Source organism: Blautia sp. NSJ-175 (assembly GCF_022867815.1).
In the GTDB taxonomy this organism is placed as follows: Bacteria; Bacillota; Clostridia; order Lachnospirales; family Lachnospiraceae; genus Blautia; species Blautia celeris.
Window position 1 is genome coordinate 226,822 of record NZ_JALIFQ010000007.1, and the last position, 24,420, is coordinate 251,241.

Genomic DNA, 24,420 nt, shown 5'->3' on the forward strand with positions numbered 1-24,420 from the left:
GAACTAAATGACAGGAATTTTGGCAAAAAGCATTAACCTAGAAAAAATCTGGAACCACATCAGTGCCCAGATTCCCGCTGTGGAAGCTTTCGCATGGAAAGTGATCCTGGCGATCGTCATCTATTTTATAGCCAGCAAGGTGATCGTCAAGATATGTGCCTTTATACGGGCAGCCATGAACAAAGCAGGTGCAGACACCGGCGTAATCCAGTTTTTGACTTCTTTTGTAAAAACGGCCCTGTATTTCCTGCTGATCGTAAGTATTGCGGTCCGTTTTGGAATTAAGGAATCCTCCATTGCGGCATTACTGGCATCCGGAGGTGTAGCGATTGGTCTGGCACTGCAGGGCGGTCTGTCAAACCTGGCAGGCGGAGTGATCATTATGCTTCTAAGGCCCTTTACAGTGGGAGACTACATTATAGAGAACACCAACAGCCAGGAAGGGACCGTGGTGAAAATTGATCTGTTTTATACCACACTCTCTACCGTGGACAACAGAAGGATTACCATACCAAACGGAAACATTACCAATTCCAGCATTGTGAATGTGACATCTCAGGACAAGCGGAAACTGGAGATCAAGGTGATGATCGGCTACCAGTCGGATCTGAAAAAGGCTAAAGGAATACTGGAAACGCTGCTCCATGCAGATCCTGCCATTATGTCGGAGCAGGAGATGTTGGTATTTGTGGATGAACTGGCAGATGACGGTGTGATCCTGGGACTCCGGGCATGGGTGAAGACAGAAGACTACTGGCCTGCAAAATGGAGGCTGAACGAGGAGATTAAACTGACATTTGACGAGGAAGACATTGATATTCCATATCCGCAGCTTGATGTGCATATCAAGTCCGGATTGCCGGAAACTTTCGGCAGAGAGGAGCGCAGCCTATGAAACACAGAAAATTATGTCTTGCCATCCTGCTGGGCGCTGTCCTGATATTTGGCGCGGCCGGATGCAGCAATGCCGAGGATACAGACGCGAAAACCCAGACAGAGGCAAAAGAAGAGCAAAAGGACAGCGGCCAGGAAAACAAAGAAACCTCAGATAAGGAGTCAAAAAAAGAGGACACCAAGACAGATAAGAAAGAAAATACGGAAGCAAAAGAGAATCCGGATGAGACAGCAAAGAAAGACACAGAAAAAGATGCGGATAAGAACAGTGCTGATGCACAGGAACCTGAGGAGGAGAACACCCCGGTCCAGGCAGGCCAGGCTTTTATCTATGTTCCCGATGACAATGCGGAGGGCTGGAATGTCAATCAGGTAGAGATTGCACAGGTGACAGCAGATGCCCTGATTGGCCAGCTTGTGGGCGCCGGCGTTCTGACGGACAGCATTACAGTCCAGAATTTTGAGGAGACAGAGGAGGAGGGGCAGTATGTCCTGAAACTGGATCTGTCCTCCAATTTTAAAGACAGTGTCCGTTCCATGGGGACTGCCGGAGAGATTCTTACCATTGGTGCAGTGGTCAATTCTTTTCTGGACACCTTTCAGGCGGAAGCAATCCAGATTACCGTGGACGGTGGTACACTGGAGACAGGCCACGAGGTTTATGAGGGCTATATGACACATATGGATTATCAGTAACTACAGGTGCAGCGCCGGGGATATTCCGGCTGCTGCATTTTCAGATTGGATGGGAGTGGTTGGCTATGAAAAAACTATTTGAACCATTACAGATAAAAAATGTGCAGATAAAAAACAGAATTTGTTTTCCGCCGGTGGTATGCTATGCCTGGGGCTCCCGGGACGGCTATGTGTCACCGGAAAATGTGGAACATTACAGAAATGTGGCAAAAGGACAGACCGGCCTGATCATACAGGAGGCTACCTGTGTGGATAAGAACGGAAAGCTTGCCGAAAATCAGCTGGGCATCTGGGAGGACGGCCAGATCCAGGGACTTTCCCGGATCGTGGACGCAGTACACGGGGAAGGATGCCCCATCTTTATCCAGATCCATCATGCCGGTGTCTCAGGTCTGGATGGGGAGCTTGCCTGTCCCAGTGACTACAGCTTCTATAAAGATGGGGTCAAAAAAACAGGAAAAGAACTGACAACCGAGGAAATACATAAGATTCAGCAGGAATTTACAGACGCGGCAGTCCGTGCCTGGAAAGCAGGCTATGACGGTGTGGAACTGCACGGATGCCATCAGTACCTGATGTGTGAATTTTTTAACCGCTGGGTGAACCGCAGGCAGGACGCATACGGGGAACACGGAGAACGGTTCGCAGTGGAAATCCTGCGGGCCATTAGGGAAAGGGTGCCGGAGGATTTTGTGGTGGGAATCCGTCTGGGCGGATTTGAGCCAAGGCTGGAGGACGGAATCCGGCATGCCAGGATACTGGAAAAGGAGGGCATAGATTTTATTGATGTGTCCTATGGCTTTTCCGGTGAAGATGACCCGAAAGCACCGGTAGATTTTCCATATGAAAAATGTATCTACGCGGCAGCGGAGATCAAGCGTGCCGTGTCCGTTCCTGTATTTGCGGTAAATGGTATCACAAGCCCACAGATGGCCCAGGACGTATTGGAGCGCACCGATGTGGATATGATCGACATTGCGCGGGGGATCATTGTGAATTATAATTGGGCTAAAGATGCCATAGAAGGCCGGGATACAGGGAAATGTCTGCACTGCAGGCGCTGTCTGTGGTGCGAGAATCCGGAAACCTGTGCCGGCAGAAAAGTCCTTAAGAAAAATCTGAGAAGAAAAAAGGAATTTATAGACAATTTATAATTTTTAAGAGTCAGGAAATATCTATTTGTCTGTCATCGTGCTATTATTAATATATCGTAAAAATGAGAGAGGATGATACCACATGAAGACGCAGGTATTGTATAAGAGCAGAACGGGCAACACGGAAAAGCTGGCAAAGGCCATATTTGCAGCAGTTCCGGGCTCGGATAAGGACATTGCCCGGCTGGACGGGCAGACAGACTATGATATGGCGGACATTTATTTTATCGGTTTCTGGACAGACAGAGGAAGCGCCAGCGTAGAAGTGCTGGATTATCTGGGCTCCCTGCAGGGAAAGAAGATCGCATTGTTCGGCACCTGCGGAATGGGAGAAAGTCAGGAGTATTTTAAGAAGATTGAGGAGAACATCCGGGTTTTCATAGAGGATGACAATGAATATCTGGGCGCATTTATCTGCCAGGGCAAGATGCCGATTCAGGTCAGGGAAAAATACAACCGTATGAGAAACGGGGATAATGACAGGCAGATTGACACCATGATACGGAATTTTGATATGGCCATGCTGCATCCTGATATGGATGATCTGGAGCATGCGGCACAGTTTGTGAGCAAAATATATGAATCATTAGAGAAGGATGGGAATTAAGAATCATGAAAGAAAAATTTGCAAGGTTTATGGCAGGACGCTACGGCACAGACAGGCTGAACCAGTTTATGCTGATCGTACTTCTGGTCTGTGCTGTCATCAATATGTTCATCAGAAATGGATATGTTTCCATGCTGCTGACTTCCTGGGAGATTCTGCTGATCGTTTTTATTTACATCAGAATGTTTTCAAGAAATCTCACGAAACGTTATGCTGAGAATCAGAAGTATCTGGCTGTGGAGAACAAGGTACGCCATTTTTTCGGACAGAAAAAATATATCCAGCAGCAGAGAAAGGATTACCACATTTATTCCTGCCCAAACTGCAAGCAGAAGATTCGTATTCCGAAGGGAAAAGGCAAGGTAAGCGTGCGCTGTCCAAAATGTGGGACAGAATTTGTAAAAAATAGTTGAAATTTTCTCAAAATCGTGTATAATATCACTTGTGTGTGAAACACAAGCTGGAATAGCTCAGTCGGTAGAGCACTTCACTCGTAATGAAGGGGTCGTGAGTTCGAGTCTCATTTCCAGCTTTTCAGAATCCCGCAGATATGCGGGATTTTTTGTCTTTTCAGAGCTAAAAGCGCAAGGTCCCATAGCAGGACTTTACGCTTTCTTTGTTTTTCAGCGGGTTACACATTCGCCAATACTGCTCACAGCCAGCCAATATTTTAATAACAGAGAATAAAATGGATAAAATACATCTGAATTGCCCGCCGGGAATTGACAACGCCGAACATTTGTGCCATTATATACCAGAGATAGTTTAACAAATAACAATGTTAAGATTAGAAAAGGACACTACATGAACGATATACGACACCTGCAAGAAACTCCCGCGGATTCTGCAGTGGCAGATGCGGGAAAAGAGACGTTACTGGAACTTAAGGGGATAAGCAAGAGCTTCGGGACCACAGACGTGCTCAAAGATATTGACCTTTCGATAGAAAGAGGAGAATTCATCACATTCTTAGGCGCTTCCGGCTGCGGAAAAACCACAACTCTGCGTATCATTGCCGGGCTGGAAATGCCGGACAAAGGCCAGGTGATTCTGGAAGGCCGGGATGTGACCATGCTGGAACCCCATCAGAGGGATGTGAATACAGTGTTTCAGAATTATGCCCTGTTTCCCCATATGAATGTGGAGGCAAACATCGGCTATGGCCTGAGAATCCGTAAGGTTCCAAAAAATGAAATCAGGGAAAAAGTAAAGAAAATGCTGGATCTGGTTCAGCTCTCCGGCTATGAAAAGCGTATGCCATCAGAACTGTCAGGCGGGCAGAAGCAGAGGGTTGCCATTGCCCGCTCCCTGATCAACAGCCCAAAACTCCTGCTTTTGGATGAGCCTCTGGGCGCCCTTGATCTGAAGCTCAGAAGGGCTATGCAGACAGAGCTGAAGCGGCTTCAGAAGAAGCTGGGTATTACCTTCCTGTACATAACACATGACCAGGAGGAGGCGATCAACATGTCAGACCGTATTGTGGTCATGCGTGACGGTCAGTTTGAACAGATCGGTACCCCGGATGAGATCTATAACCGCCCGAAGACCAGCTATGTGGCTGACTTTGTGGGCAATGCCAATATAATCTCCGGTGTTGTGGAGCATATAGGGGAGGAGCTTACGGATATCCGGGTGAACAACTGCCTTATCACAGCAGGGACGGCGGACGGCCTGAAAAAAGGCGGCAGGGCTGTGGTGGCTGTGAGAAGGGAAAATATCAAAGTCTGCCGCGAGTGTAAAAAAGGTCTTCCTGCAGTGATAACCGATAAATCCTTTAATGCAGGACAGCTCCACATGGCCTTTAAACTGGAGGACGGCAGGGAAGTGGTTGCCAGCCATTACGGCATAGATACAGATCTGACGGTGGATCAGAAGGTCTGTGTGGGATGGGAGCCGCAGCACGCTGTCTTTGTGGATCTGGAAGATACACAGGAGGCGTGAGGATGGAGAAAAAGAAAAGATCAGGACTGTTTCTGACGGTTGCACCCCTCTATATCTTCACCCTTGTCTTTGTGGCAGGACCGCTGCTCTATATGATAGCCCTGAGCTTTGCCACAAACAGCGACGGATGGGGGACCCTGTGGAAATTTACCCTGGAAAATTATAAGAAGATCGCAGATCCTGTTTACCTGAAGAGCTTTTCCCAGTCCTTCCAGCTTGCGTTTACCAGCACCATCTGTATCACGCTGCTGGGATATCCCTTTGGCTATTTTATGGCAAAACAGTCGGCAAAATGGAAGAAGAGGATCATGCTGCTGATCATGGTGCCTTTCTGGACCAGTTCCCTGATCCGCATGTACGGATGGATCATCCTGCTCCAGGCAAAAGGCGTGTTCAATACGCTGCTTGTGAAGCTGGGCATCATTGAGGAACCGCTGAAAATCCTCTACTCCTATCCTGCAGTTGTCATTGGCATGATTTACGCGCTGCTACCTTTTATGGTGCTCTCCGTGTATTCCAGCGTGGAAAAAATGGACTGGTCTTTGGTGGAGGCTGCAAGAGATCTGGGGGCCAGCCGGGCCAAGGCATTTTTGACGATTACGCTGAAGCTGACGCTGCCCGGACTTTTGACGGGTGTGATCCTGTCCTTTGTGCCGTCCATGGGACTGTTTTTCATTGCGGATATTCTGGGCGGAAATAAAATCGTTCTGGTGGGCAGTGTGATCCAGGATCAGCTCACAAGAGGAAGCAACTGGCCCTTTGCGGCAGCGCTTGCCGTGGTACTTATGGTCCTGACTTCCATTATGATTTATCTGTACCGGAAAATTACCCACGTGAAAGATTTGGAGGGATTCTTTTGAGAAAAAAACATAAGCTGTCAGGCATTTATCTGGCCGTCCTGCTGCTCGTCATGTATCTCCCCATTGTGATGGTGGTGATATTTTCCTTTAATGAGTCCAAGCTCACAGCCAGCTTTACAGGATTTTCCCTGAAATGGTATGAAACACTCTGGCATGACAGAGATATTAAGGAAGCGCTGTTCAACAGCATACTTCTGGGCGTTATAAGCTGCGCCATCTCCGCAGTCATCGGGACTCTGGGTGCTGTGGGCATGGCCCGGGCGGATTATAAGACAAAAGGCATGATGGAGTATCTGTCCACAGTTCCCATCATGATACCCGAGATCATTCTGGGCATGGTATTTCTTGCCTTTTTCTCCTTATTAAACCTGCCTTTTGGTATGACAACCCTGGTAATTGCGCATACTACTTTTTGTATCCCCTATATATTTATGATGGTAAAGGCCAGGCTTGTGGGAATTGACCGGTCTTTGGAGGAGGCAGCCCGGGATTTGGGCGCATCCCAGATCAGGACGTTCTTTGACATAACGCTGCCGCTCATTATGCCGGCGGTTCTGTCCGGAAGTCTGCTGGCGTTTGCCATGTCTTTTGATGATGTGGTCATCAGTATTTTTGTAAACGGTCCAAGGCTCAATACGCTTCCGGTAAAGGTTTACACCCAGCTTAAGACAGGGGTGACACCGGAGATCAATGCGCTTTGTACCATAATTTTAGCGGCCATCGTACTGGTTCTCGGCATTTCTTCCCTGGTGCAGAAACGGCAGGAACGCAGGCGGGGAGAACTTTCAGAAAGATGAGGTAGAAATATGAAGAAAAGATTAGCAGCCCTTACACTTTGTTTTGCAATGGCAGCCTCCATGCTTGCCGGATGTGGTGAAAAAGAGGAAGATGACAACAAAGAACTGGTACTCTACACCTGGGAGGGACTGTTCCCCCAGGAAGTGCTGGATGGCTTTGAGGAAGAGACAGGAATCAAGATCATCAGCTCCAACTTCGACACAAATGAAACCATGCTGGAAAAAATTCAGCAGACAGACGGAAAAGACTACGACATTGTTGTGGGCGATGATTATATCATTGAACAGATCGTGAAGAACGGTCTGGCAAAAAAACTGGACAAGACACAGATCAGCAATTTCGGCAATATCAATCCTCTGTATCAGAGCCAGTTTTATGATCCGGACAATGAATATACCGTTCCGCACGGGGCAGGTATTCCTCTGATCGTGTATGACCCTGCGCAGGTTGACTTTGAAATCAAGGGATATGAGGATCTGTGGAATCCAAAGCTTGAGGATAAGATCGCCATGATCGGCAGCTACCGGGCAGTCAATGGATTTGTGCTTCAGACTATGGGGAAATCCATGAATGAGGAAGATGTACAGGTCATCGAACAGGCAGGGGAAAAATTAAAAGAGCTGGCGCCGAATATCCGTATGATCCAGGACAGTGATACACAGAACGCACTGCTGAACGGAGAGGCCAGTGTTGCCTATCTGTATACTTCCCAGGTGACAGCAGCCCTGGCAGAGAATCCGGACCTGAAGGTGGTCTATCCGGAAGAGGGACTGGGCTTTGGCATTATGAACCTGTTTATTCCCAAAAACGCACCGGATGAACTGAACGCCTATAAATTCCTGAACTATATTCTGGAGCCGGAAAACGCGGCGAAATGTTTTGATGCTCTCGGATATTACTGTACTACAAATGCGGCGGATGATCTGGTAAATCCCAACCTGGTAGTGCCGGATTCCGTGAAAAAGGGCGAGATCGTACAGAATGTAAGCGCAGAAGCCAACGAGGCATATGAGAAAAACTGGACAGAATTCAAAGCTGCATGTGACTAAGGAAAAAGGAGGTACATACAATGCAGACAAAAGTGACAAGAGAACAAGCGCTGGAGCTTCTGAAAAAATACAACAAAGAGGAATTCCATATCCTGCACGCTCTGACCGTGGAAGGCGTTATGCGCTGGTATGCCCAGGAGATGGGATACGGCGATGAGGCAGAGTTCTGGGCAATGGCAGGCCTGCTTCACGATGTGGACTTTGAGCAGTATCCGGAGGAGCACTGCAAAAAAGCGCCGGAGCTTCTTTCTGAGATCGATGCGGAGGAGGAGTTGGTACACGCGGTTGTGAGCCACGGATACGGCCTCTGCTCTGACGTGGAGCCGGAGCACCTGATGGAGAAAATCATGTTTGCCTCCGATGAGCTTACAGGCCTTATCTGGGCAGCGGCAAAAATGCGTCCCTCCAAAAGTGTCATGGACATGGAAGTCTCCAGTGTCAAGAAAAAATTCAAGGACAAGAGATTTGCCGCAGGCTGTTCCAGAGATGTGATAAAGGACGGCGCCGAGATGCTGGGATGGGAACTGACGGAATTATTTGATAAGACGATCCAGGCTATGCGTTCCTGTGAGGCTTCTGCTGCCCGGGAATGCGGGGAACTGGCAGCACAGTGATATGAAGGATAAATACAGTATGAATGCGGGCAAAAGGGATGCGGAAGCATCCTTTTTGCCTGCTTACCATTATTCACCCTGGAAAGAGGGAAGGACAAAAGAGGAACAGGAGGCCCTGCTTCTTGCGGAAGAGATGGAGATCGCGGACGGTGTGGAGGAGATTGGAAACTATACCTTCTACGGCTGCGGGAGGCTCAGAAGCCTCTCCTTTACAGATTCCCTGAAACGCATAGGGGGAGGCTCCTTCACGGGATGCTCCGCCTTACGTGAGCTTCATGTGCTCATGGGGGAAGGGGCAAAAAGCTGCATAATGGATGTGGCGGCGGAGACCTTTCATGAAGTGTTTGTGACCATCACGTTCAGGGAGACAGGGGACCGGGCGAAGCTGGTGTTTCCGGAATATTATGAGGAGGGTGTGGAGAACACGCCTGCCAGGATCCTGGAGACACATTTTCACGGTTCAGGCTATCGCTACCGCCAGTGTTTTACAGAAAAGCGGGTGGATTATCACCGCTATGACAGTCTGTTTGAAGTGGCAAAGGTATATGAAAAGCCGGAAATCCTCATTCCCATGGCTATGGGGCGCCTGATGTATCCCCGGGAACTGGGGGAGGAGGCGGGGAACGCGTATGCCGCATATGTAAGGGAGCATCTGAAGGAGGCAGGCGCGTATTTTCTGAAACGCCGGGAATGGCACAGTGCTCTGTGTTATCTGGCAGAGTACGCGGTGCAGAGGGCTGAGGAGATGGAACTGCTGTTGGGTTTGGCATCCGGATGCGGGATGACAGAGGCCGTGAGCCTGCTGATGGAGGAGAAGAGAAAACGGTTTGGCAGGGCTGTAAAGTCCTTTGAATTTTAAGATGCGGCGGCACATGTGATAGTGCCGGACGTGGATCGAAACAATAATGGAGTAAAAAAATGGCACAGGAAATGGAAAAACGTATCAATGAAGTGTGTATCAGAATCCTGGCCTCGTCCAGAAGTGAGCTTTATCTGCACATGCGATTCCTGGATGTGGCCCTCTCCGCCTTTTCCTATGTACAAAATCCGGAGATGGGGACTCTGGGTACAGACGGTGTGGGACTTTATTATAACCCTTCTTATCTGGGGGGCCTTTACCGGCAGGGTCGTGTTTTTGTAAACCGGGCGTATCTGCACATGGTGTTTCACTGCATATTTGCCCATCCGTGGAAAGATGTACGCCTGAGAAAAAAGCGGGCATCCAGACTGGTTGAAGAGGAGACGGCGGATCTTTTGTGGGAGGTCTCCTGTGATATTGCCAGTGAAGCCATGATCGACAGTATCCCTCTGCACTGTGTGCGCCGCCCGGCCTCTGTATTGAGGCGGGAGACGTATGCATCGCTTGGAAAGAAGCGCAGGGTTTTGAACGCAGAGGGGGTTTTTGGCGCCCTTCTGGAAGATAAGCCGGATTTGGAACGGCTTCAGAGGCTGAAAGAGGAGTTCTATGTGGATGACCACAGCCTGTGGAGCGGGGGAAAGAGAAGGGCACCCAGTCAGCGCCCGAAAGAAAACTGGGATGACATCCGCGATAAGATGGAAACGGAGCTGCAGAGCTTCGGCCAGGACTCTGCAGTCGGAGCTTCGGAGGGAATCTTGGAACAGATCAAGGTGGAAAACAGGGATTCCTATGACTACCGCAGGTTCCTGCAGAAATTCGCGGTGCTGAAGGAGGAGCAGCAGATTGACCCGGATTCCTTTGACTATGGGTTCTACAGCTACGGACTTTCCCTGTACGGCAATATGCCTTTGATCGAGCCTCAGGAGAGCCGGGAGGTAAAGAAGGTGGAGGAGTTTGTCATAGCCATTGACACCTCCATGTCCTGTTCCGGTGAACTGGTGAAAGCTTTTTTGAAGGAGACCTATTCTATTCTGAGGGAGACAGAGAGCTTTTTCAGGAAGATCAATATCCATATCATCCAATGCGATGAGGTGGTGCAAAGTGATGACAAGATCACGTCTCAGGAGGAACTTAAGGCCTATATGGAACATCTGGAGCTTCTGGGCCAGGGAGGGACGGATTTCAGGCCTGTTTTCACCCGGGTGGAGGAGCTGCTGGCGAAAAGAGAATTTACAAGCCTGAAAGGGCTGTTATATTTTACCGACGGAAAAGGGATATTTCCGCAGAAAATGCCGCGGTACGAAACAGCATTCGTGCTGATGCAGAAAGAATATGAAGAAATAGATGTACCTGCCTGGGCCATAAAAATATATCTGGACCAGGAGGAAATGGAAGCATACAAAGAGGGAATTACAGATGAACATTAAACGAGCAAAACAGGAGATCAAGGACGCTATAGAGGCATATCTGATCAAGGACGCCTATGGAGAATACTGCATTCCTTCCATCCGGCAGCGCCCCATTCTGCTGATGGGCCCTCCGGGAATCGGAAAGACACAGATCATGGAGCAGATCGCCAGGGAATGCGAGATCAACCTGGTATCCTATACCATTACCCACCACACCAGGCAGAGTGCCGTGGGGCTGCCTTTTATCAGGGAGAAGGAATACGGCGGGAAGCCCCATTCCGTGACAGAATATACCATGAGTGAGATCATATCCTCTGTGTATGACAGGATGGAGGAGACGAAGATAAAGGAGGGAATCCTTTTTATTGATGAGATCAACTGTGTGTCTGAGACGCTTGCGCCCACCATGCTGCAGTTTCTGCAGTGTAAGACCTTCGGCAATCAGTCTGTGCCCAAGGGCTGGATCATTGTAGCAGCAGGCAATCCTCCGGAGTACAATAAATCTGTCCGGGAGTTTGACGTGGTGACTCTTGACCGGATCCGCAGGATTGACGTGGAAGAAGATTTCGGCGTGTGGAAAGAGTATGCTTACAGTGCAGGTATCCATCCGGCTGTGATCTCCTATCTGGATATTCACAAAGATAATTTTTACCGCATGGAGACCAGTGTGGACGGGCGCATGTTCGCCACAGCCAGAGGATGGGAGGATCTGTCCCAGTTCCTCTATGCCTATGAAAAGCTGGGAAAAAGAGCGGACAGGGAAGTGGTGGGCCAGTATATCCAGCACGGGAAGGCGGCCAGGGATTTTGCCAACTATTTGGAACTCTTTGAAAAATACAGGACGGATTACCGGATCGAGGAGGTGCTGGCAGGCCGTTTTGAAAAATTTGCGGTGGATAAACTGAAGCTGGCGTCCTTTGATGAAAAATTCAGTGTGGTGGGACTGCTTGTGGGGCATCTGGGTACCAGATTTTACGCGTACTATGAGATGGACCTGTATGTAACGACCCTCTATGAGAAGCTGAAGGGCTGGAAGCGGGAGATGGGGGAAGGCACATCGCCTTCCGCATCACTTGCGCTGCTTCTTGACCGGGAGCAGGCGGATTATGAGAAGAAAGAAAACGCGGGTCAGTTTACAGCTCCCGCGCGCCATGCGGCTGTGAAAACTATAGGATTTTTAAAAGCGCGGTTAAAAGAGGCTGAGGCCGGTGAGAGGGAGGGCCTGGTGCCGGAGGAGATATTTACCGGTGCGGCCGGTTATTTTGGGCAGGAATCCGCCAAACGGGAGAACATGGTCCTTGAGACCGGCGGTGCCCTGCAGAATGCTTTTGATTTTCTGGAGCTGGCGTTTGGGGACAGTCAGGAGATGGTGATCTTTATCACAGAACTGAACACAAATCCCTACAGCATTCAGTTTATCAGTGAAAACGGATGTGACAGCTATTATAAATACAACAAAAAACTTCTCTTTGAAGAGGAACAGAGGAACATTTTAAAAGAGTTGGATGACATTGAGAACGACTTATAAACACCTGGCGGGACAGTGAAGAGTGAACAATAACATCTTGTGATACTGTTCACTGCGTGCCCAGTATCACGCTTCGCGATGCACAGATATGCAGCATTCTGCTCCATATCGCGCTGGCTGTCTCGGGATTTTCATGCCTTCGGCCTGAAAACACCTCGCGGGACAGTGGAGTGTGAACAATAACATCTTGTGCACAATTTTCTGTACCCTGTGCCGCATGTATTGAGCAGAACAGAGGACAGGGCTATAATAAATAAAAGCAGATGAAGACGACAGGAGGAGAAAGATGCGTATCGCAGTGTGTGATGATGACGAGACTGCAGTATCTTTTTTAAGAGAACTGATAGAGACGTATCCGAAACAGAAACTCTGCGCGGACGGATACAGCAGCGGGGAGGACCTGCTTCGGTCGGGGCATGTGTATGATCTGATTTTTCTGGATATTGATATGAGGGGCATAGATGGGATCGAGACTGCACGGAGGATTCGCGTCCATGACAGGAAGGTGAAGATCGTATATGTGACCTCCTACAAGGAATATGCAGGACGGGCTTTTTCTGTCCATGCTTTTGGCTACCTGCTGAAGCCTGTGAAGCAGGAGAAGCTTTGGAAGCAGATCGAGGATGCCATGCTCTGGCAGGAGGAAGAGACGCCGGAGGTAAAGCAGGTGGAGTTTTCCACCGTGGAAGGGCTTGTGAGGCTTCCGGTGGATGCAATCTATTATTTTGAGTATCAGAACCGGCGTATTTTCATGAAGACAAAGGAAGTTACTCATGAGATGCGGGGGAAGATATCCGACATTGCCGGTAAGATGGGAGAGTATGGATTTTCCGTTCCCCATAAAAGCTTTGTGGTGAACCTGTACCATGTGAAGAATATCAAGGGGTACGAGATCCTCATGATGAACGGGGAGTGGATTCCTCTGTCCCAGAAGCAGGCAGTGCAGTTCAAGGAAAAACTCAGTCTTTATCTGGCGGATAAGATGGGATAGGAAGAAGGTGGTAACCGGGTGTTTGACTATATTCTGATGGCAGTGGATCTGTCTGTGCTGGGATTTTTGTTTTACTGGTTCATGAACAGAACCGGGGAACGGCGTATGGATAAGGCATGGGTATATCCTGCATCGTTTGCGGCTTTTGCTGTTTTTTGCCTGCTGGTCCAGTATTCCCGGAGTGAATGGGTCGTTACCTTTTCCATTGTATTGATGGTATTTTTTATGGAAACCGTATTGTATCGGCCAAACGGGGTGTCTTATTTTTACTGTCTGGTATATTGTCTGGGATTTTTTCTCTGCCAGATCACAAGTGTCTTTGTAGTGCAGTGGATCTTTACGAACATGACTGCACTGACCCTTCTGCGCGTAGGCCTGGAGAGGGTAGACAATATGCAGTTGATCCTCTTGCTGGTAAAATGGTTCACGGAATTTTTCTGGACGTATTTTATTCTCGCGATCGTAAAAAAGGACGAGGAGGAGGAGAATCGTTTTTTTCTCTATAAGCGGCAGTATTTTTTCTTCCTGCTGCTTCCGCTGTTCTCCATTGTATTTATGGTATCTATTATCTGGATGAGTGCAGATTTCTTTGTGCTCAGGTATGGATTCGGTCCGGTGATCCTGAATATTATTCTGATATTTGCCATGAACCTGCTGCTCTTGTATCTCTTCAGGCAGACAGGGAAGGGCAGTCGGGCACTCAGGGAGGAAAAGCTCTACAAGCAGGAGTCAGAGCTGCTTTACCAGCACTACCAGACTCTGGAGGAGAGTTATCAGGCTTCCAGAAAGGCTATACATGATGCCAAGAACCACATGCAGGCAGTGGCACGTCTCTATGAGAGCGGGGAGACAGACAAGGCCAGGGCCTATGCGGAGGAGGTTTTCCATCTGCTGAACCAGACGGGCCATACCTGGTATACGGGCAACCGGATGCTGAATATCATATTGAATGAGAAGCTGGGGCAGGCATCCATGCGGGATGCAAGGCTGGAGCTGGATATCTGCGACGGATGCCTGGACAGAATCCGGGAGATCGATATCACCACCATATTCGCAAATCTTCTGGACAATGCGGCGGAGGCCATGGGGGAGGGGGAAAACAGATACTTTTCCCTGCAGATACAAAACATCCACTCCTTCCTTGTGATCAAAATGATAAATTCAAAAGGGAAGAAAAAGGAGCGGGCAGGACAGAAGCATCAGCGGCTGGGACTGCAGAATGTGCGGAGTGCCCTGGGCAAATATGGGGGTACCATGAAAATCTCCCAGACGGATGAGGAGTTCCAGGTGAGTATCATGATACCGGATGAGCAAAAGGAAATGTGAGGTGAAGAGGGATGGAGATATGGAGAAAGATTCGGAAGAGATGTTTTTTGCTGGGGGTCATATGCCTGATTGGGACATTTGCGGCGGGATGCGGAAATAAGCTTTCCGACAAATTTGACGAGGAGGAAGTCAAGGAAGCCGCTGAAACCATGATTAACCAGGTAAATTCCGGTGAATTGAAGGATGTGTATGAGAATACCTTTGCCCCTGTCATGCGCCAGGGAATCGAATATGAACAGCTTCAGGAGAATCTGGATTATGTCTTTGACAAGCTGGGTGAATTTGAATCCTATGAGAAGATAAGTGTGGTGGGAGGACAGGACAAGGATACGGAGACACCGTATGCGGTGGTGGTGCTTCTGGCCAAATATGAGGAGGGGAAGGCCCAGTATACAGTCACGTTTGATACGGGTATGAAATGTATTGGATTTTATGTGAAATAAGTAAAAGAGAGTCCGGCGGAATGTGTGCGCCGGACTCTCTTTCGTATCTGTTATTGTAACTATTCAGTTTATTTAAAGAACTGCTCTCCGTAGCCGTAATGCTCTACCACGTAGTCAATATCCTTGTCTCCGCGTCCGCTCAGATTTACGAGAATGGAGCCTTGTTTCATCTCTTTTGCTTTCCGCATGGCATAGGCAACCGCGTGGGCACTCTCAATGGCCGGAATGATGCCCTCTGTGCGGGACAGCTTGAAGAATGCGTCCATGGCCTCCTCATCGCTGACGGTGTCGTACTGCACTCTGCCCAGGTCGCGGAGGAATGCGTGCTCCGGTCCCACAGAAGGATAGTCCAGTCCGCTGGCAATGGAGTATACAGGAGCCGGCTCGCCTTTGTCGTCCTTCAGCATGATACTTTCAAATCCGTGCATAACACCTTTTTCCCCGTACTGCATGGATGCGGCGTGGTCTCCCATGCCGGTGCCTCTTCCGAGAGGTTCCACACCGACAATGTCCACCGGTTCATCCACGAAGGGAACGAACATGCCGATGGAGTTGCTGCCGCCGCCTACGCTTGCGCAGACTACATCGGGAAGCAGGCCGGTCATCTCTTTAAACTGGTCTTTTGCCTCCTCGCCTACGATGTACTGGAAATCCCTGACCATGAGAGGGAAGGGATGGGGGCCCACTGCGGAACCGATACAGTAGATGGAGTCCTTATAGTTCTTAGCATAGGATTCAAAAGCGGAATCCACGGCCTCTTTCAGGGTCTTGTTGCCGTGTGTGACGGGAACCACCTTGGCGCCCAGGATCTTCATACGTGTCACATTGGGAGCCTGTTTGGCAATATCCACCTCACCCATGTGCACTTCACACTCTAATCCGAAGAAAGCCGCCGCTGTAGCGATGGCCACGCCGTGCTGTCCGGCACCTGTCTCTGCGATAAGACGTTTTTTGCCGATGAATTTTGCCAGCAGCCCTTCCCCCATACAGTGGTTCAGCTTGTGGGCTCCGGTGTGGTTCAGATCCTCTCTTTTCAGGTAGATTTGGCAGTTGCCGATGGTTCTTGACAGGCGCTCGCAGTGATAGACCGGTGTGGGTCTTCCCTGGAATTCCTTGCGGATGCGGCGCAGTTCACTGATGAACTGGGAGGAATGGCAGATGGTCTGGTATGCGTCTGCGATCTCCTCAAAGGCCGGAACCAGCTCTTCTGTCAGGTAGGCGCCGCCGTAAGGGCCGAAGCGTCCGTTTCTGTCCGGGTAATGTCTCAGATAAGTTCTGTAATCTACTTCCATGGTTGTTTTCTCCTTTATGTAAATGATATATTTTTATTCCTGCTCTCCGTGAAGGGCGTCCTTTGCCAGCTTGAAACCGTTCTGGGCGGCTTTTGTCAGCCACAGGTCGGCTTTCGCCTCGTCTTTTTCCACACCTTCGCCGTAGCGGTAGAGGATGGACAGATTGTACTGTGCGGCCGGGATGTTGGCGTTTGCCGCCTTTTCAAAGAGCTGGAATGCCCGCTCTGTGCTCTGCGGCACTGCCTGGCCGCTTAAAAAATAACCGCCCATGCAGCACATGGCCCGGTAGTCGCCCTGCTGTCCGGCTTTCTTATACCAGTCAAAGGCTTTGGAATAATCCTGTCTGGTCCCAATGCCTTCCTCATAACATCTGGCCAGATTATACTGGGCATTTTTACTGCCCGTCTCAGCCGCGCGTTTGATGTAGGAAAATGCTCTTGTTTCGTCTTTTTTTACGCCTTTTCCCTGGGCATAGAGAAATCCCAGGTGCAGCAGCGCGTCCACATGGTCTTTTTCGGCTGCTTTTTCATACCACTGGGCGGCCTGTGCGTAATCAGTCAGGGTGTGTATGCCGTTTTCATAGTAAAAGCCTACGGCATACTGCAGATCCTTCTGACCGTTTTCCGCCAGGATTTTCAGTTCTTCCAGGGTAAAATCCATATTTTTTGCGTCCATTGAAAATATCTCCATTTTTCTTTTGACAAATTTTGTAATATAGTGTACTGTTTTTGTAGGAATTAAACAGCTGCGCAGTCAGGTCTGCACATTTACTGTGCTGACCGTGTGATAGAATAGCGGCAGCATGTATTCGGCCCATCGCACAGCGATTTTAATGGGCGAATACCCGTAACTTTTCAGCTGGCTGAATAGTTACGGAATTAAATCCACGGTTGAGCCATCCTTTGGCCCATTGCTGATATTATAACATAGGAACCGGGATTTATAAACATAAAAAGATGAAGATGACATCGGAGGAAATGAAAAATGCTGGAACTGAGGGATGTCTCCTTTAAAGTCGAAGAGGAGACAAAGGAGAAAGGGATTCTGGAGCGTGTAAGCTTTACTCTGGAAGACAACAAATTTATTGCCATCACAGGACCAAACGGCGGCGGAAAATCCACACTGGCAAAGATCATTGCCGGTATTGAGAAGCCCACGGAGGGAAGGATCTACCTGGACGGTGAGGATATCACGGAACTGAACATTACGGAGAGGGCGAAAAAAGGCATCAGCTATGCCTTTCAGCAGCCGGTGCGTTTTAAAGGAGTGACCGTGCTTGACCTGATCCGGCTGGCATCCGGGGAAAACATTACCGTTGCCGGAGCCTGTCAGTATCTCTCTGAAGTGGGATTATGTGCAAAAGACTACATCAACCGTGAAGTCAACGCAAGCCTTTCCGGAGGGGAGATGAAGAGGATCGAGATCGCCACCGTTATGGCGAGGGGAACCAGGATGTCCGTATTTGATGAGCCTGAGGCCGGCATTGACCTGTGGAGCTTCCAGAACCTGATCCATGTGTTTGAAAATATGCACAGGGAGATTCACGGCTCCATTCTGATCATCTCACACCAGGAGAGGATCCTGAACATTGCAGATGAAATTCTGGTGATCGCAGACGGAAAACTGGTGAGCCGCGGAAGCAAAGAGGAAGTGCTTCCCGCTTTGCTGGAAGGTGTGGATGACTATTCCGGCTGCAAAATCTGGAAGGACGGGGGAGTAAAATAATGGACGCAATACAGAAACAATTACTGGAAGCAGTGGCCGGGCTGCATGAAATCCCGGTGGGCGCATACAACATCCGGGCGAACGGAAAAAGTGAAGGCAGAAACAGCACAGAGCATATCGAGATCACCACAAGAGAAGAGGGAGACGGAATCATCATTCGCATCAAGGACGGCACCAGGAAAGAGAGTGTCCATATCCCGGTGGTCATGAGCCAGGCAGGGCTTGAAGAGGTGGTCTACAATGATTTTTACGTGGGCGATGACTGTGATGTGACTATCATCGCAGGCTGCGGCATCCACAACGGCGGGGATGCATCAAGCCGCCATGACGGCATCCACAGCTTTTTCATCGGCAAAAATTCCAGAGTGAAATACGTGGAAAAACACTATGGCAGCGGGGACGGCAAAGGCGAGCGCATCATGAACCCGGAGACGATCATAGAGATCGGGGAGAACAGCGTCATGGAGATGGATACGGTGCAGATTAAAGGCGTGGACTCCACAAAGCGTATGACCAGGGCAAAATTAATGGAAGGCGCCAGCTTAAAAGTGATGGAGCGTCTCATGACACACGGAACCCAGGATGCGGAGAGCCGTTTCATTGTGGATATGGACGGGGAAAATTCAGGTGCCAATATCATATCACGTTCGGTGGCAAAGGATGATTCCCGTCAGCTCTTCCAGTCCGTGCTCAACGGAAACGCGGCCTGCAGCGGCCATACGGAATGTGACGCCATCATAGTGGGCAATGCCAAGATCAGCTCCATCCCGGAGATCACCGCGAACAGCTCCGATGCGGCGCTCATTCATGAGGCAGCCATTGGTAAGATCGCAGGGGAGCAGATCATCAAGCTCATGACCCTGGGCCTTACAGAGGAAGAGGCGGAAGCCCAGATCATCAACGGTTTCCTGAAGTAAAACGACATAACACTACAGCGTCAGCCGGGCAGATACACGGGACAAAACCGTGTACAACTGCCCGGTTTTGTGCTATAGTTGGGATAGTAAGAGTTACAAGCCATTGGGGAACAAAAAACATATTTATAGGGAGAGGTTTTTATGATTTACAACAATGTACGCCATGAGTGCAATCTGTATAATTTTTTCTATGCACCGAGAGGAAACCGTAGAATGATGGAACTGGGAAAGAAGATTGCCCAGATGTATCTGAACCCGTTTGATCGTATTATCGGTATCATCGGTGCCAAGGACTCCGGAAAAAGCATGATGATCAAGGGTATGTTTCCGGGGATTCAGGTAGTGGACGGGGATGACGAGTATGATATCACCAACATGCCCCTGCTGAACGCGGAGGATGTGGGATTCTATACCCCCAGGACCTTCCACGTGGATGCCAGAGCCGCGAGAAAATATGTGGATCTGGAGACCATCGCGGAGGCCATCATACGGGTGACTTCCCAGCACAAGAGAGTGATCGTGGAGCATTTTGAGATTCTGTATCCTGTGCTGAAAAGGAATGCGGATCTGATGGTCGGCATCGGTGAGGAGGTCATTGTGACACGTCCTTCCCTGTTCGGACCGCTGCCCCAGAATATAGCTGATATTGTGTTCAAATCCCTGATCTACAGGAAGATGGCGCACAGCGCGGAGGATTTATTCGGCTATGTGGTCAGGGACATTGAGCGTCCAAGCTATGTCCGCGCGGACATCCGCCATGGATTTATGCTGGATTATTCCGAAAAGCCGGTGAATTTTGATCTGGTGGAGATCGAAAAGAAGATGAAAGAGCTTATCGCACAGGATCTGCCCATCACATATTATGATGAGGAGCATGTGAAATTCGGGGATGATATCATTTCCTGTACCGGACCTCTGATGCATGTGAGCAGTACGGGAAAGATAGAAGGATTCTCCCTGGTAAAAGAGTTCTTCTATGATTCCAAGTTCGGCTACTATATTGTGGCCGGTACTGTGGGACATAAGGAAGAGGAAGACAGCGACAAGCTGAATACCATTGATATACAGACTGAAGTATAGAATCAGGACCAAAAGGCTGTCCGAAACCGGAAGACGGGGACGGACAGCCTTTTTTTGTTGACATTTTTATAGATAAGGTGTATTATGATGATATCAAAAAGATATCAAATTAATTACTGCCGCGTGCGGCCTTTCAAAGAGGAGGAAGTATAATGGAAGAAAAAGACGGAACCAGTCCAATGAACAAGAACGTGGAGGAAAGGATCCTGCATCCGAAGTCAGGTATGGCGATGCTGTTTCTGCTGATCCTGGGCATTGTGGGAAGTATTGTGCTGATGATACTCTCAGGGGCAGTGATCTCTGAGATCAGCAGTGTGCTGTCCGGTTTCTGCGTAACAGTCGGTATCCTGATCCTCTGCACAGCCAGTGTATGTCTGGCAGGCTTAAAGGTCATCAACCCCAATGAAGCGCTTGTGCTGGCTTTGTTCGGAAAATATTACGGAACCCTGAATCAGAACGGCTTTTACTGGGTCAATCCCTTTGTGACAGGAATCAATCCCACAGTGCGTGCAGCAGGAAGCGCCGGCTCCACGGTCCTGAAGGGCATGGGCATTGAAGCGGAACAGAAAAACACAGAGACAAAGTCCAATAAAAAGGTTTCCCTGAAAACCATGACCCTGGACAACAAAAAGCAGAAGGTAAACGATGAACTGGGAAATCCCATTGAGATCGGAACGGTGGTCATATGGAAAGTGGAAAATGCCACAAAAGCGGTATTCAATGTGGAGAATTACAAGGACTATCTGTCCATCCAGTGTGATGCCATCACAAGAAACGCCGCCAGAAGATATCCCTATGACACAAGCGAGGGCGGAGATGAGCGTTCCCTTCGCGGAAGCAGCCAGGAGGTAGCCAGCATCATGCAGCAGGAACTGCAGGAGAAGGTGGAGGATGCGGGAATCAAGATTCTGGAAATGCGTATCACCCATCTGGCATACGCGCCGGAGATCGCATCTGCCATGCTGCAGAGACAGCAGGCTGCTGCCATCATAGATGCCCGTCAGAAAATCGTGGAAGGCGCTGTCAGCATGGTGGAGATGGCCCTGCAGAAATTAAACGATAAAGATATCGTGGAACTGGATGAGGAGCGGAAGGCAGCCATGGTCAGCAACCTGCTGGTTGTCCTCTGCGGCAACAAGGATGCCCAGCCCATCGTCAACAGCGGTTCCCTGTATTAGTCAGGAGTGAAGGCCTTCATGGAAAACAAACCGAAGGAAAAACAAAAAAAGCAGGTCCCCCTGCGGCTCTCCGCGTCTCTGTACAACGATCTGGCACAGTGGGCGGAAGATGATTTCCGCTCTGTCAATGGGCAGATCGAGTATCTGCTGACGGAATGTGTGAAGCATCGGAAGAAGACAAGGAAGAACTCCGCGGAGGAATCTGAAGCAGAATGAAAGAAAATCCAGGCAGCGGCCGGCAGTTGGGCCTTACACGCCTGGATTTTTTGTGTTTTTCAGAAGTGTTTTCTGTATTTTTTCTCTGCCACATTGATCAGGCTGTATAAAACAGCAGCGATGATGCATAGAATAACAATGCTCATGATCATGGTATCCAGCTTGAAGACCTGGCTGGAATAGATGATCAGGTATCCGAGGCCGCGTTTGCTGCCAATCATCTCTCCGATGACGACACCGATCAGACACAGGCCGATGTTGACCTTCATAATGCTTAAAATAAGCGGAACGGAGGAGGGCAGAACCACTTTAAAAAGGGCATCCTTTTTCGTGCCCCTCAGAGTGGAAATCAGTTTCAGTTTATCCGGGTCCGTGCCGCAGAAACCTGTGTAAAGATTCAGGATAGCCCCGAAAATAGCCACAGAAAGACCGGCAACGATGATGGTCTTGATATTGCTGCCCAGCCACACGATCAAAAGCGGTGCCAGGGCTGATTTCGGCAGACTGTTTAAGACTACCAGGTACGGCTCTAAAATAGAGGAGAGCTTAGGGAAGCACCATAGAAGCACCGCGATGGCAACACCGAACACGGTCACCAGGGCGAAGCTGGCAATGGTTTCCCAGAGCGTTACGCCTGTGTGTACGGCAAGGGTTCCGTCCAGTATCATGTGATACATGGCCATAACCACCTGGGAAGGGCTGGAAAAGATAAAGGAGTCGATGAGCCCCAGCCTTGCGCTGCCCTCCCAGAGCGCCAGAAAGACCAGAAATATAAGGATGCGGATCAGCCTCACTATCTGGGAATCACGCCTTAACTTCTGCAGATAGTTCTTTTGTCCTCTGGACATAGAAGTTATTTCAGCCATTATGGTTTAGCTCCTTCCATATTTCATTAAAATAATTCTTGAACTCAGGAGCGCTTCTGGAGGTAAAAGGCGTGCGGTTGTCAATGGTGAGCACAATGGGGATGATCTTTTTGATCGCTGCCGGGCGTTTTCCGAGGATGATGACCCGGTCTGCCATACTGATGGCCTCCGAGATATCATGGGTTACCAGTATGGCGGTCTTTTCCTCCCGTTTGATGATCTTGCCAATGTCATCCCCCACGGAGAGGCGTGTCTGATAATCTAAAGCTGAAAAAGGTTCGTCTAAAAGCAGCAGATCCGGCTCCAGAGCCAGGGTGCGGATGAGGGCGGCGCGCTGCCGCATACCGCCGGAAAGCTGGGAGGGACGTGATTCCCTGAATTTATCCAGGCCGTAATCGGCCAGAAGATGATTGACCTTTTCTCTGGCATTGGGTGAATTTTTCTTCTGGATTTCCAGGCCCAGCAGTACATTGCTGTAGATGGTGCGCCATTCAAAGAGGTGGTCCTTCTGCAGCATATATCCGATGTTTGTCACCGATTCGCTGAGTGGTTTCCCGTTTAAAAGAATTTCTCCTTCTTCCGGGGTGAGCAGACCGCAGAGCATATCCAGCAGAGTGGATTTTCCGCAGCCCGAAGGGCCGACGATTGCCAGGAATTCTCCTTTTTCCACGGAAAAAGATATATGGGACAGAGCGGGTGTTTCACCGGATTTTGTATGATAGGCATAACTGACATCTTTTACTTCTAAAAGAGGTGTATCCATAAGTTGTCATTCCTTTCTTTTTTCCATCGTCAGGCAGGTGTGAGACTGTCTGTTTTTTGGGTTGGTATACAGTATCATATGATGAAAAGCCGGGGGTTGACATATGGGAAAGGGAGGCACTTGTGTTTTTCTTTGATTATTGATAAAATAAGTACGGATTGGGAAACCTATCCGGTAACGGAAACTTTGTTTGACAAGAACAGGAGGCAGAACTATGAGAATTTTATTTTTTGACACCAAGAACTACGACAGGGCATCCTTTGATAAACAACTGGAACATTATCCGGGAATAGAGATCGACTATCTGAAAACAGACCTGGCACCCAAGACGGCGCCGCTTGCAAAAGGCTTTGACGCTGTGTGCGCCTTTGTAAGCTCCGACGTGGGGGCAGAGACCATGACAGCCCTTCATGAAGCAGGCGTCAGGCTGGTGCTTATGCGCTGCGCAGGCTTCAACAATGTGGATCTGGATAAGGCAGCCATGTACGGCATCCGTGTTATGCGCGTGCCGGGCTATTCACCTGAGGCGGTGGCGGAGCATGCCATGGCTTTGGCCCTCACCGCAAACCGCAGGATCCATAAGGCTTATGTAAAAGTGCGGGAAAATGATTTCAGCCTCAGCGGACTTATGGGATTTAATTTCTACCAGAAGACAGCGGGGATCGTGGGAACCGGTAAGATCGGCGCAGCCATGGCAAGAATCTGCCGCGGCTTTGGCATGAAGGTCATTGCCTATGATGTGTACCAGAATCCTGACCTGGATTTTGCGGAGTATGTCTCTTTCGATGAACTGCTTGAGAGAAGTGACCTGATCTCCCTGCACTGCCCTTTAATGGACAGCACCTACCATCTGATCAACAGGGATACCATAGCAAAGATGAAGGACGGCGTGGTCCTGGTCAACACATCAAGAGGCGGCCTGGTAAAGACAGAGGATCTGATCGAGGGAATCCGCGCCCGCAAGTTCTTTGGGGTGGGCCTTGATGTATATGAGGAGGAGACCAAGAATGTGTTTGAGGACCGATCCGATGAAATCCTGGAGCATTCCACGACGGCAAGGCTTCTGTCCTTCCCAAATGTAATGATCACTTCCCATCAGGGATTTTTTACCCAGGAGGCTCTGGCTGCTATCTCCCAGACTACGCTGGACAATGCGGTGGCCTTTGAAAAGGGCGAGACAAACAGCAATGAAGTATTAAAAAGGGAATCTTAAA

General features: G+C 49.3%; 26 protein-coding genes and 1 tRNA gene. 23 read left to right on the forward strand and 4 right to left on the reverse strand.

Annotated features, from left to right (window positions below):
* Positions 1-7 precede the first annotated feature (7 nt).
* From MUB35_RS13445 to MUB35_RS13525, 17 genes are all read left to right on the forward strand, one after another.
* On the forward strand, positions 8-895 hold the full coding sequence (locus MUB35_RS13445; protein ID WP_103731890.1) for a mechanosensitive ion channel family protein: 888 nt from the start codon (positions 8-10) through the stop codon (positions 893-895).
* On the forward strand, positions 892-1,590 hold the full coding sequence (locus MUB35_RS13450; RefSeq protein WP_244806367.1) for a GerMN domain-containing protein: 699 nt from the start codon (positions 892-894) through the stop codon (positions 1,588-1,590). The genes MUB35_RS13445 and MUB35_RS13450 overlap by 4 nt, the downstream gene beginning before the upstream one ends.
* A gap of 65 nt (positions 1,591-1,655) precedes the next feature.
* Positions 1,656-2,744, forward strand: coding sequence for an oxidoreductase (locus tag MUB35_RS13455; protein WP_033143480.1), 1,089 nt, complete (start codon positions 1,656-1,658; stop codon positions 2,742-2,744).
* 82 nt (positions 2,745-2,826) lie between these two features.
* Positions 2,827-3,351, forward strand: coding sequence for a flavodoxin family protein BilS (gene bilS, locus MUB35_RS13460; protein WP_227210077.1), 525 nt, complete (start codon positions 2,827-2,829; stop codon positions 3,349-3,351).
* A gap of 5 nt (positions 3,352-3,356) precedes the next feature.
* Positions 3,357-3,764, forward strand: coding sequence for a Zn-finger containing protein (locus MUB35_RS13465; protein WP_033143478.1), 408 nt, complete (start codon positions 3,357-3,359; stop codon positions 3,762-3,764).
* Positions 3,765-3,810: 46 nt separating this feature from the next.
* Positions 3,811-3,883: transfer RNA gene (locus MUB35_RS13470), tRNA-Thr, on the forward strand.
* 272 nt (positions 3,884-4,155) lie between these two features.
* On the forward strand, positions 4,156-5,292 hold the full coding sequence (locus tag MUB35_RS13475; protein ID WP_225305295.1) for an ABC transporter ATP-binding protein: 1,137 nt from the start codon (positions 4,156-4,158) through the stop codon (positions 5,290-5,292).
* A gap of 2 nt (positions 5,293-5,294) precedes the next feature.
* The gene (locus MUB35_RS13480) at positions 5,295-6,152 is read left to right on the forward strand and encodes an ABC transporter permease (protein ID WP_033143477.1); all 858 of its coding nucleotides are present in this window, start codon (positions 5,295-5,297) and stop codon (positions 6,150-6,152) included.
* The gene (locus tag MUB35_RS13485; protein WP_033143476.1) at positions 6,149-6,949 is read left to right on the forward strand and encodes an ABC transporter permease; all 801 of its coding nucleotides are present in this window, start codon (positions 6,149-6,151) and stop codon (positions 6,947-6,949) included. Before MUB35_RS13480 ends, MUB35_RS13485 begins: the two co-directional genes overlap by 4 nt.
* Positions 6,950-6,958: 9 nt before the next feature.
* Positions 6,959-7,999: a polyamine ABC transporter substrate-binding protein gene (locus MUB35_RS13490; protein ID WP_033143475.1), complete on the forward strand. Its 1,041-nt coding sequence runs from the start codon at positions 6,959-6,961 to the stop codon at positions 7,997-7,999.
* Positions 8,000-8,019: 20 nt separating this feature from the next.
* On the forward strand, positions 8,020-8,613 hold the full coding sequence (locus MUB35_RS13495) for a hydrolase (RefSeq protein WP_148392930.1): 594 nt from the start codon (positions 8,020-8,022) through the stop codon (positions 8,611-8,613).
* A 1-nt stretch (position 8,614) separates the two neighbouring features.
* Positions 8,615-9,472 carry a leucine-rich repeat protein gene (locus tag MUB35_RS13500; protein ID WP_148392929.1) on the forward strand — a complete coding sequence of 286 codons (858 nt, stop codon included), beginning with the start codon at positions 8,615-8,617 and terminating at the stop codon, positions 9,470-9,472.
* A 59-nt stretch (positions 9,473-9,531) separates the two neighbouring features.
* Positions 9,532-10,899, forward strand: coding sequence for a vWA domain-containing protein (locus tag MUB35_RS13505; protein WP_227210075.1), 1,368 nt, complete (start codon positions 9,532-9,534; stop codon positions 10,897-10,899).
* Positions 10,889-12,409, forward strand: coding sequence for an ATP-binding protein (locus tag MUB35_RS13510; protein ID WP_244806368.1), 1,521 nt, complete (start codon positions 10,889-10,891; stop codon positions 12,407-12,409). The genes MUB35_RS13505 and MUB35_RS13510 overlap by 11 nt, the downstream gene beginning before the upstream one ends.
* A gap of 286 nt (positions 12,410-12,695) precedes the next feature.
* Entirely contained in the window at positions 12,696-13,400 is a 705-nt protein-coding gene (locus MUB35_RS13515) for a LytR/AlgR family response regulator transcription factor (protein ID WP_033143471.1), read from the forward strand.
* A gap of 18 nt (positions 13,401-13,418) precedes the next feature.
* On the forward strand, positions 13,419-14,726 hold the full coding sequence (locus tag MUB35_RS30665) for a sensor histidine kinase (protein WP_227243661.1): 1,308 nt from the start codon (positions 13,419-13,421) through the stop codon (positions 14,724-14,726).
* Positions 14,727-14,737: 11 nt separating this feature from the next.
* Positions 14,738-15,169 (forward strand): DUF3887 domain-containing protein, encoded by a 432-nt coding sequence (locus MUB35_RS13525; protein ID WP_052099696.1) that lies wholly within the window; start codon positions 14,738-14,740, stop codon positions 15,167-15,169.
* A gap of 68 nt (positions 15,170-15,237) precedes the next feature.
* Here MUB35_RS13525 and trpB read toward each other — a convergent pair whose 3' ends face one another.
* Complete coding sequence (gene trpB, locus MUB35_RS13530; RefSeq protein WP_033143470.1) at positions 15,238-16,461, reverse strand: tryptophan synthase subunit beta; 1,224 nt, start codon at positions 16,459-16,461, stop codon at positions 15,238-15,240.
* Positions 16,462-16,494: 33 nt separating this feature from the next.
* Positions 16,495-17,136, reverse strand: coding sequence for a tetratricopeptide repeat protein (locus MUB35_RS13535; protein ID WP_033143469.1), 642 nt, complete (start codon positions 17,134-17,136; stop codon positions 16,495-16,497).
* Between the two features lie 309 nt (positions 17,137-17,445).
* On the opposite strand from MUB35_RS13535, the gene MUB35_RS13540 reads away from it, so the two are divergent.
* The 5 genes from MUB35_RS13540 to MUB35_RS13560 all read left to right on the forward strand — a co-directional run bounded on the left by MUB35_RS13540 (position 17,446) and on the right by MUB35_RS13560 (position 21,577).
* Complete coding sequence (locus MUB35_RS13540) at positions 17,446-18,186, forward strand: ABC transporter ATP-binding protein (protein ID WP_033143468.1); 741 nt, start codon at positions 17,446-17,448, stop codon at positions 18,184-18,186.
* A complete protein-coding gene (locus MUB35_RS13545) occupies positions 18,186-19,103 on the forward strand; it encodes a SufB/SufD family protein (RefSeq protein WP_033143467.1) in 918 nt (305 codons plus the stop codon). Before MUB35_RS13540 ends, MUB35_RS13545 begins: the two co-directional genes overlap by 1 nt.
* A gap of 141 nt (positions 19,104-19,244) precedes the next feature.
* Positions 19,245-20,183, forward strand: a complete 939-nt coding sequence (locus MUB35_RS13550) for a hypothetical protein (RefSeq protein WP_033143466.1) — start codon at positions 19,245-19,247, stop codon at positions 20,181-20,183.
* A 152-nt stretch (positions 20,184-20,335) separates the two neighbouring features.
* Positions 20,336-21,361 carry an SPFH domain-containing protein gene (locus MUB35_RS13555; protein ID WP_033143465.1) on the forward strand — a complete coding sequence of 342 codons (1,026 nt, stop codon included), beginning with the start codon at positions 20,336-20,338 and terminating at the stop codon, positions 21,359-21,361.
* 18 nt (positions 21,362-21,379) lie between these two features.
* On the forward strand, positions 21,380-21,577 hold the full coding sequence (locus MUB35_RS13560; RefSeq protein ID WP_033143464.1) for a ribbon-helix-helix domain-containing protein: 198 nt from the start codon (positions 21,380-21,382) through the stop codon (positions 21,575-21,577).
* Positions 21,578-21,636: 59 nt separating this feature from the next.
* On the opposite strand, the gene MUB35_RS13565 is transcribed toward MUB35_RS13560, so the two are convergent.
* Positions 21,637-22,443, reverse strand: a complete 807-nt coding sequence (locus MUB35_RS13565; protein WP_187370619.1) for an ABC transporter permease — start codon at positions 22,441-22,443, stop codon at positions 21,637-21,639.
* Positions 22,436-23,206 carry an ABC transporter ATP-binding protein gene (locus MUB35_RS13570; protein WP_033143463.1) on the reverse strand — a complete coding sequence of 257 codons (771 nt, stop codon included), beginning with the start codon at positions 23,204-23,206 and terminating at the stop codon, positions 22,436-22,438. Before MUB35_RS13570 ends, MUB35_RS13565 begins: the two co-directional genes overlap by 8 nt.
* 214 nt (positions 23,207-23,420) lie before the next feature.
* Between MUB35_RS13570 and MUB35_RS13575 the strand changes: the two genes are divergently transcribed.
* Positions 23,421-24,419 carry a 2-hydroxyacid dehydrogenase gene (locus tag MUB35_RS13575; protein WP_033143462.1) on the forward strand — a complete coding sequence of 333 codons (999 nt, stop codon included), beginning with the start codon at positions 23,421-23,423 and terminating at the stop codon, positions 24,417-24,419.
* The last annotated feature ends 1 nt before the right edge of the window (position 24,420 follow it).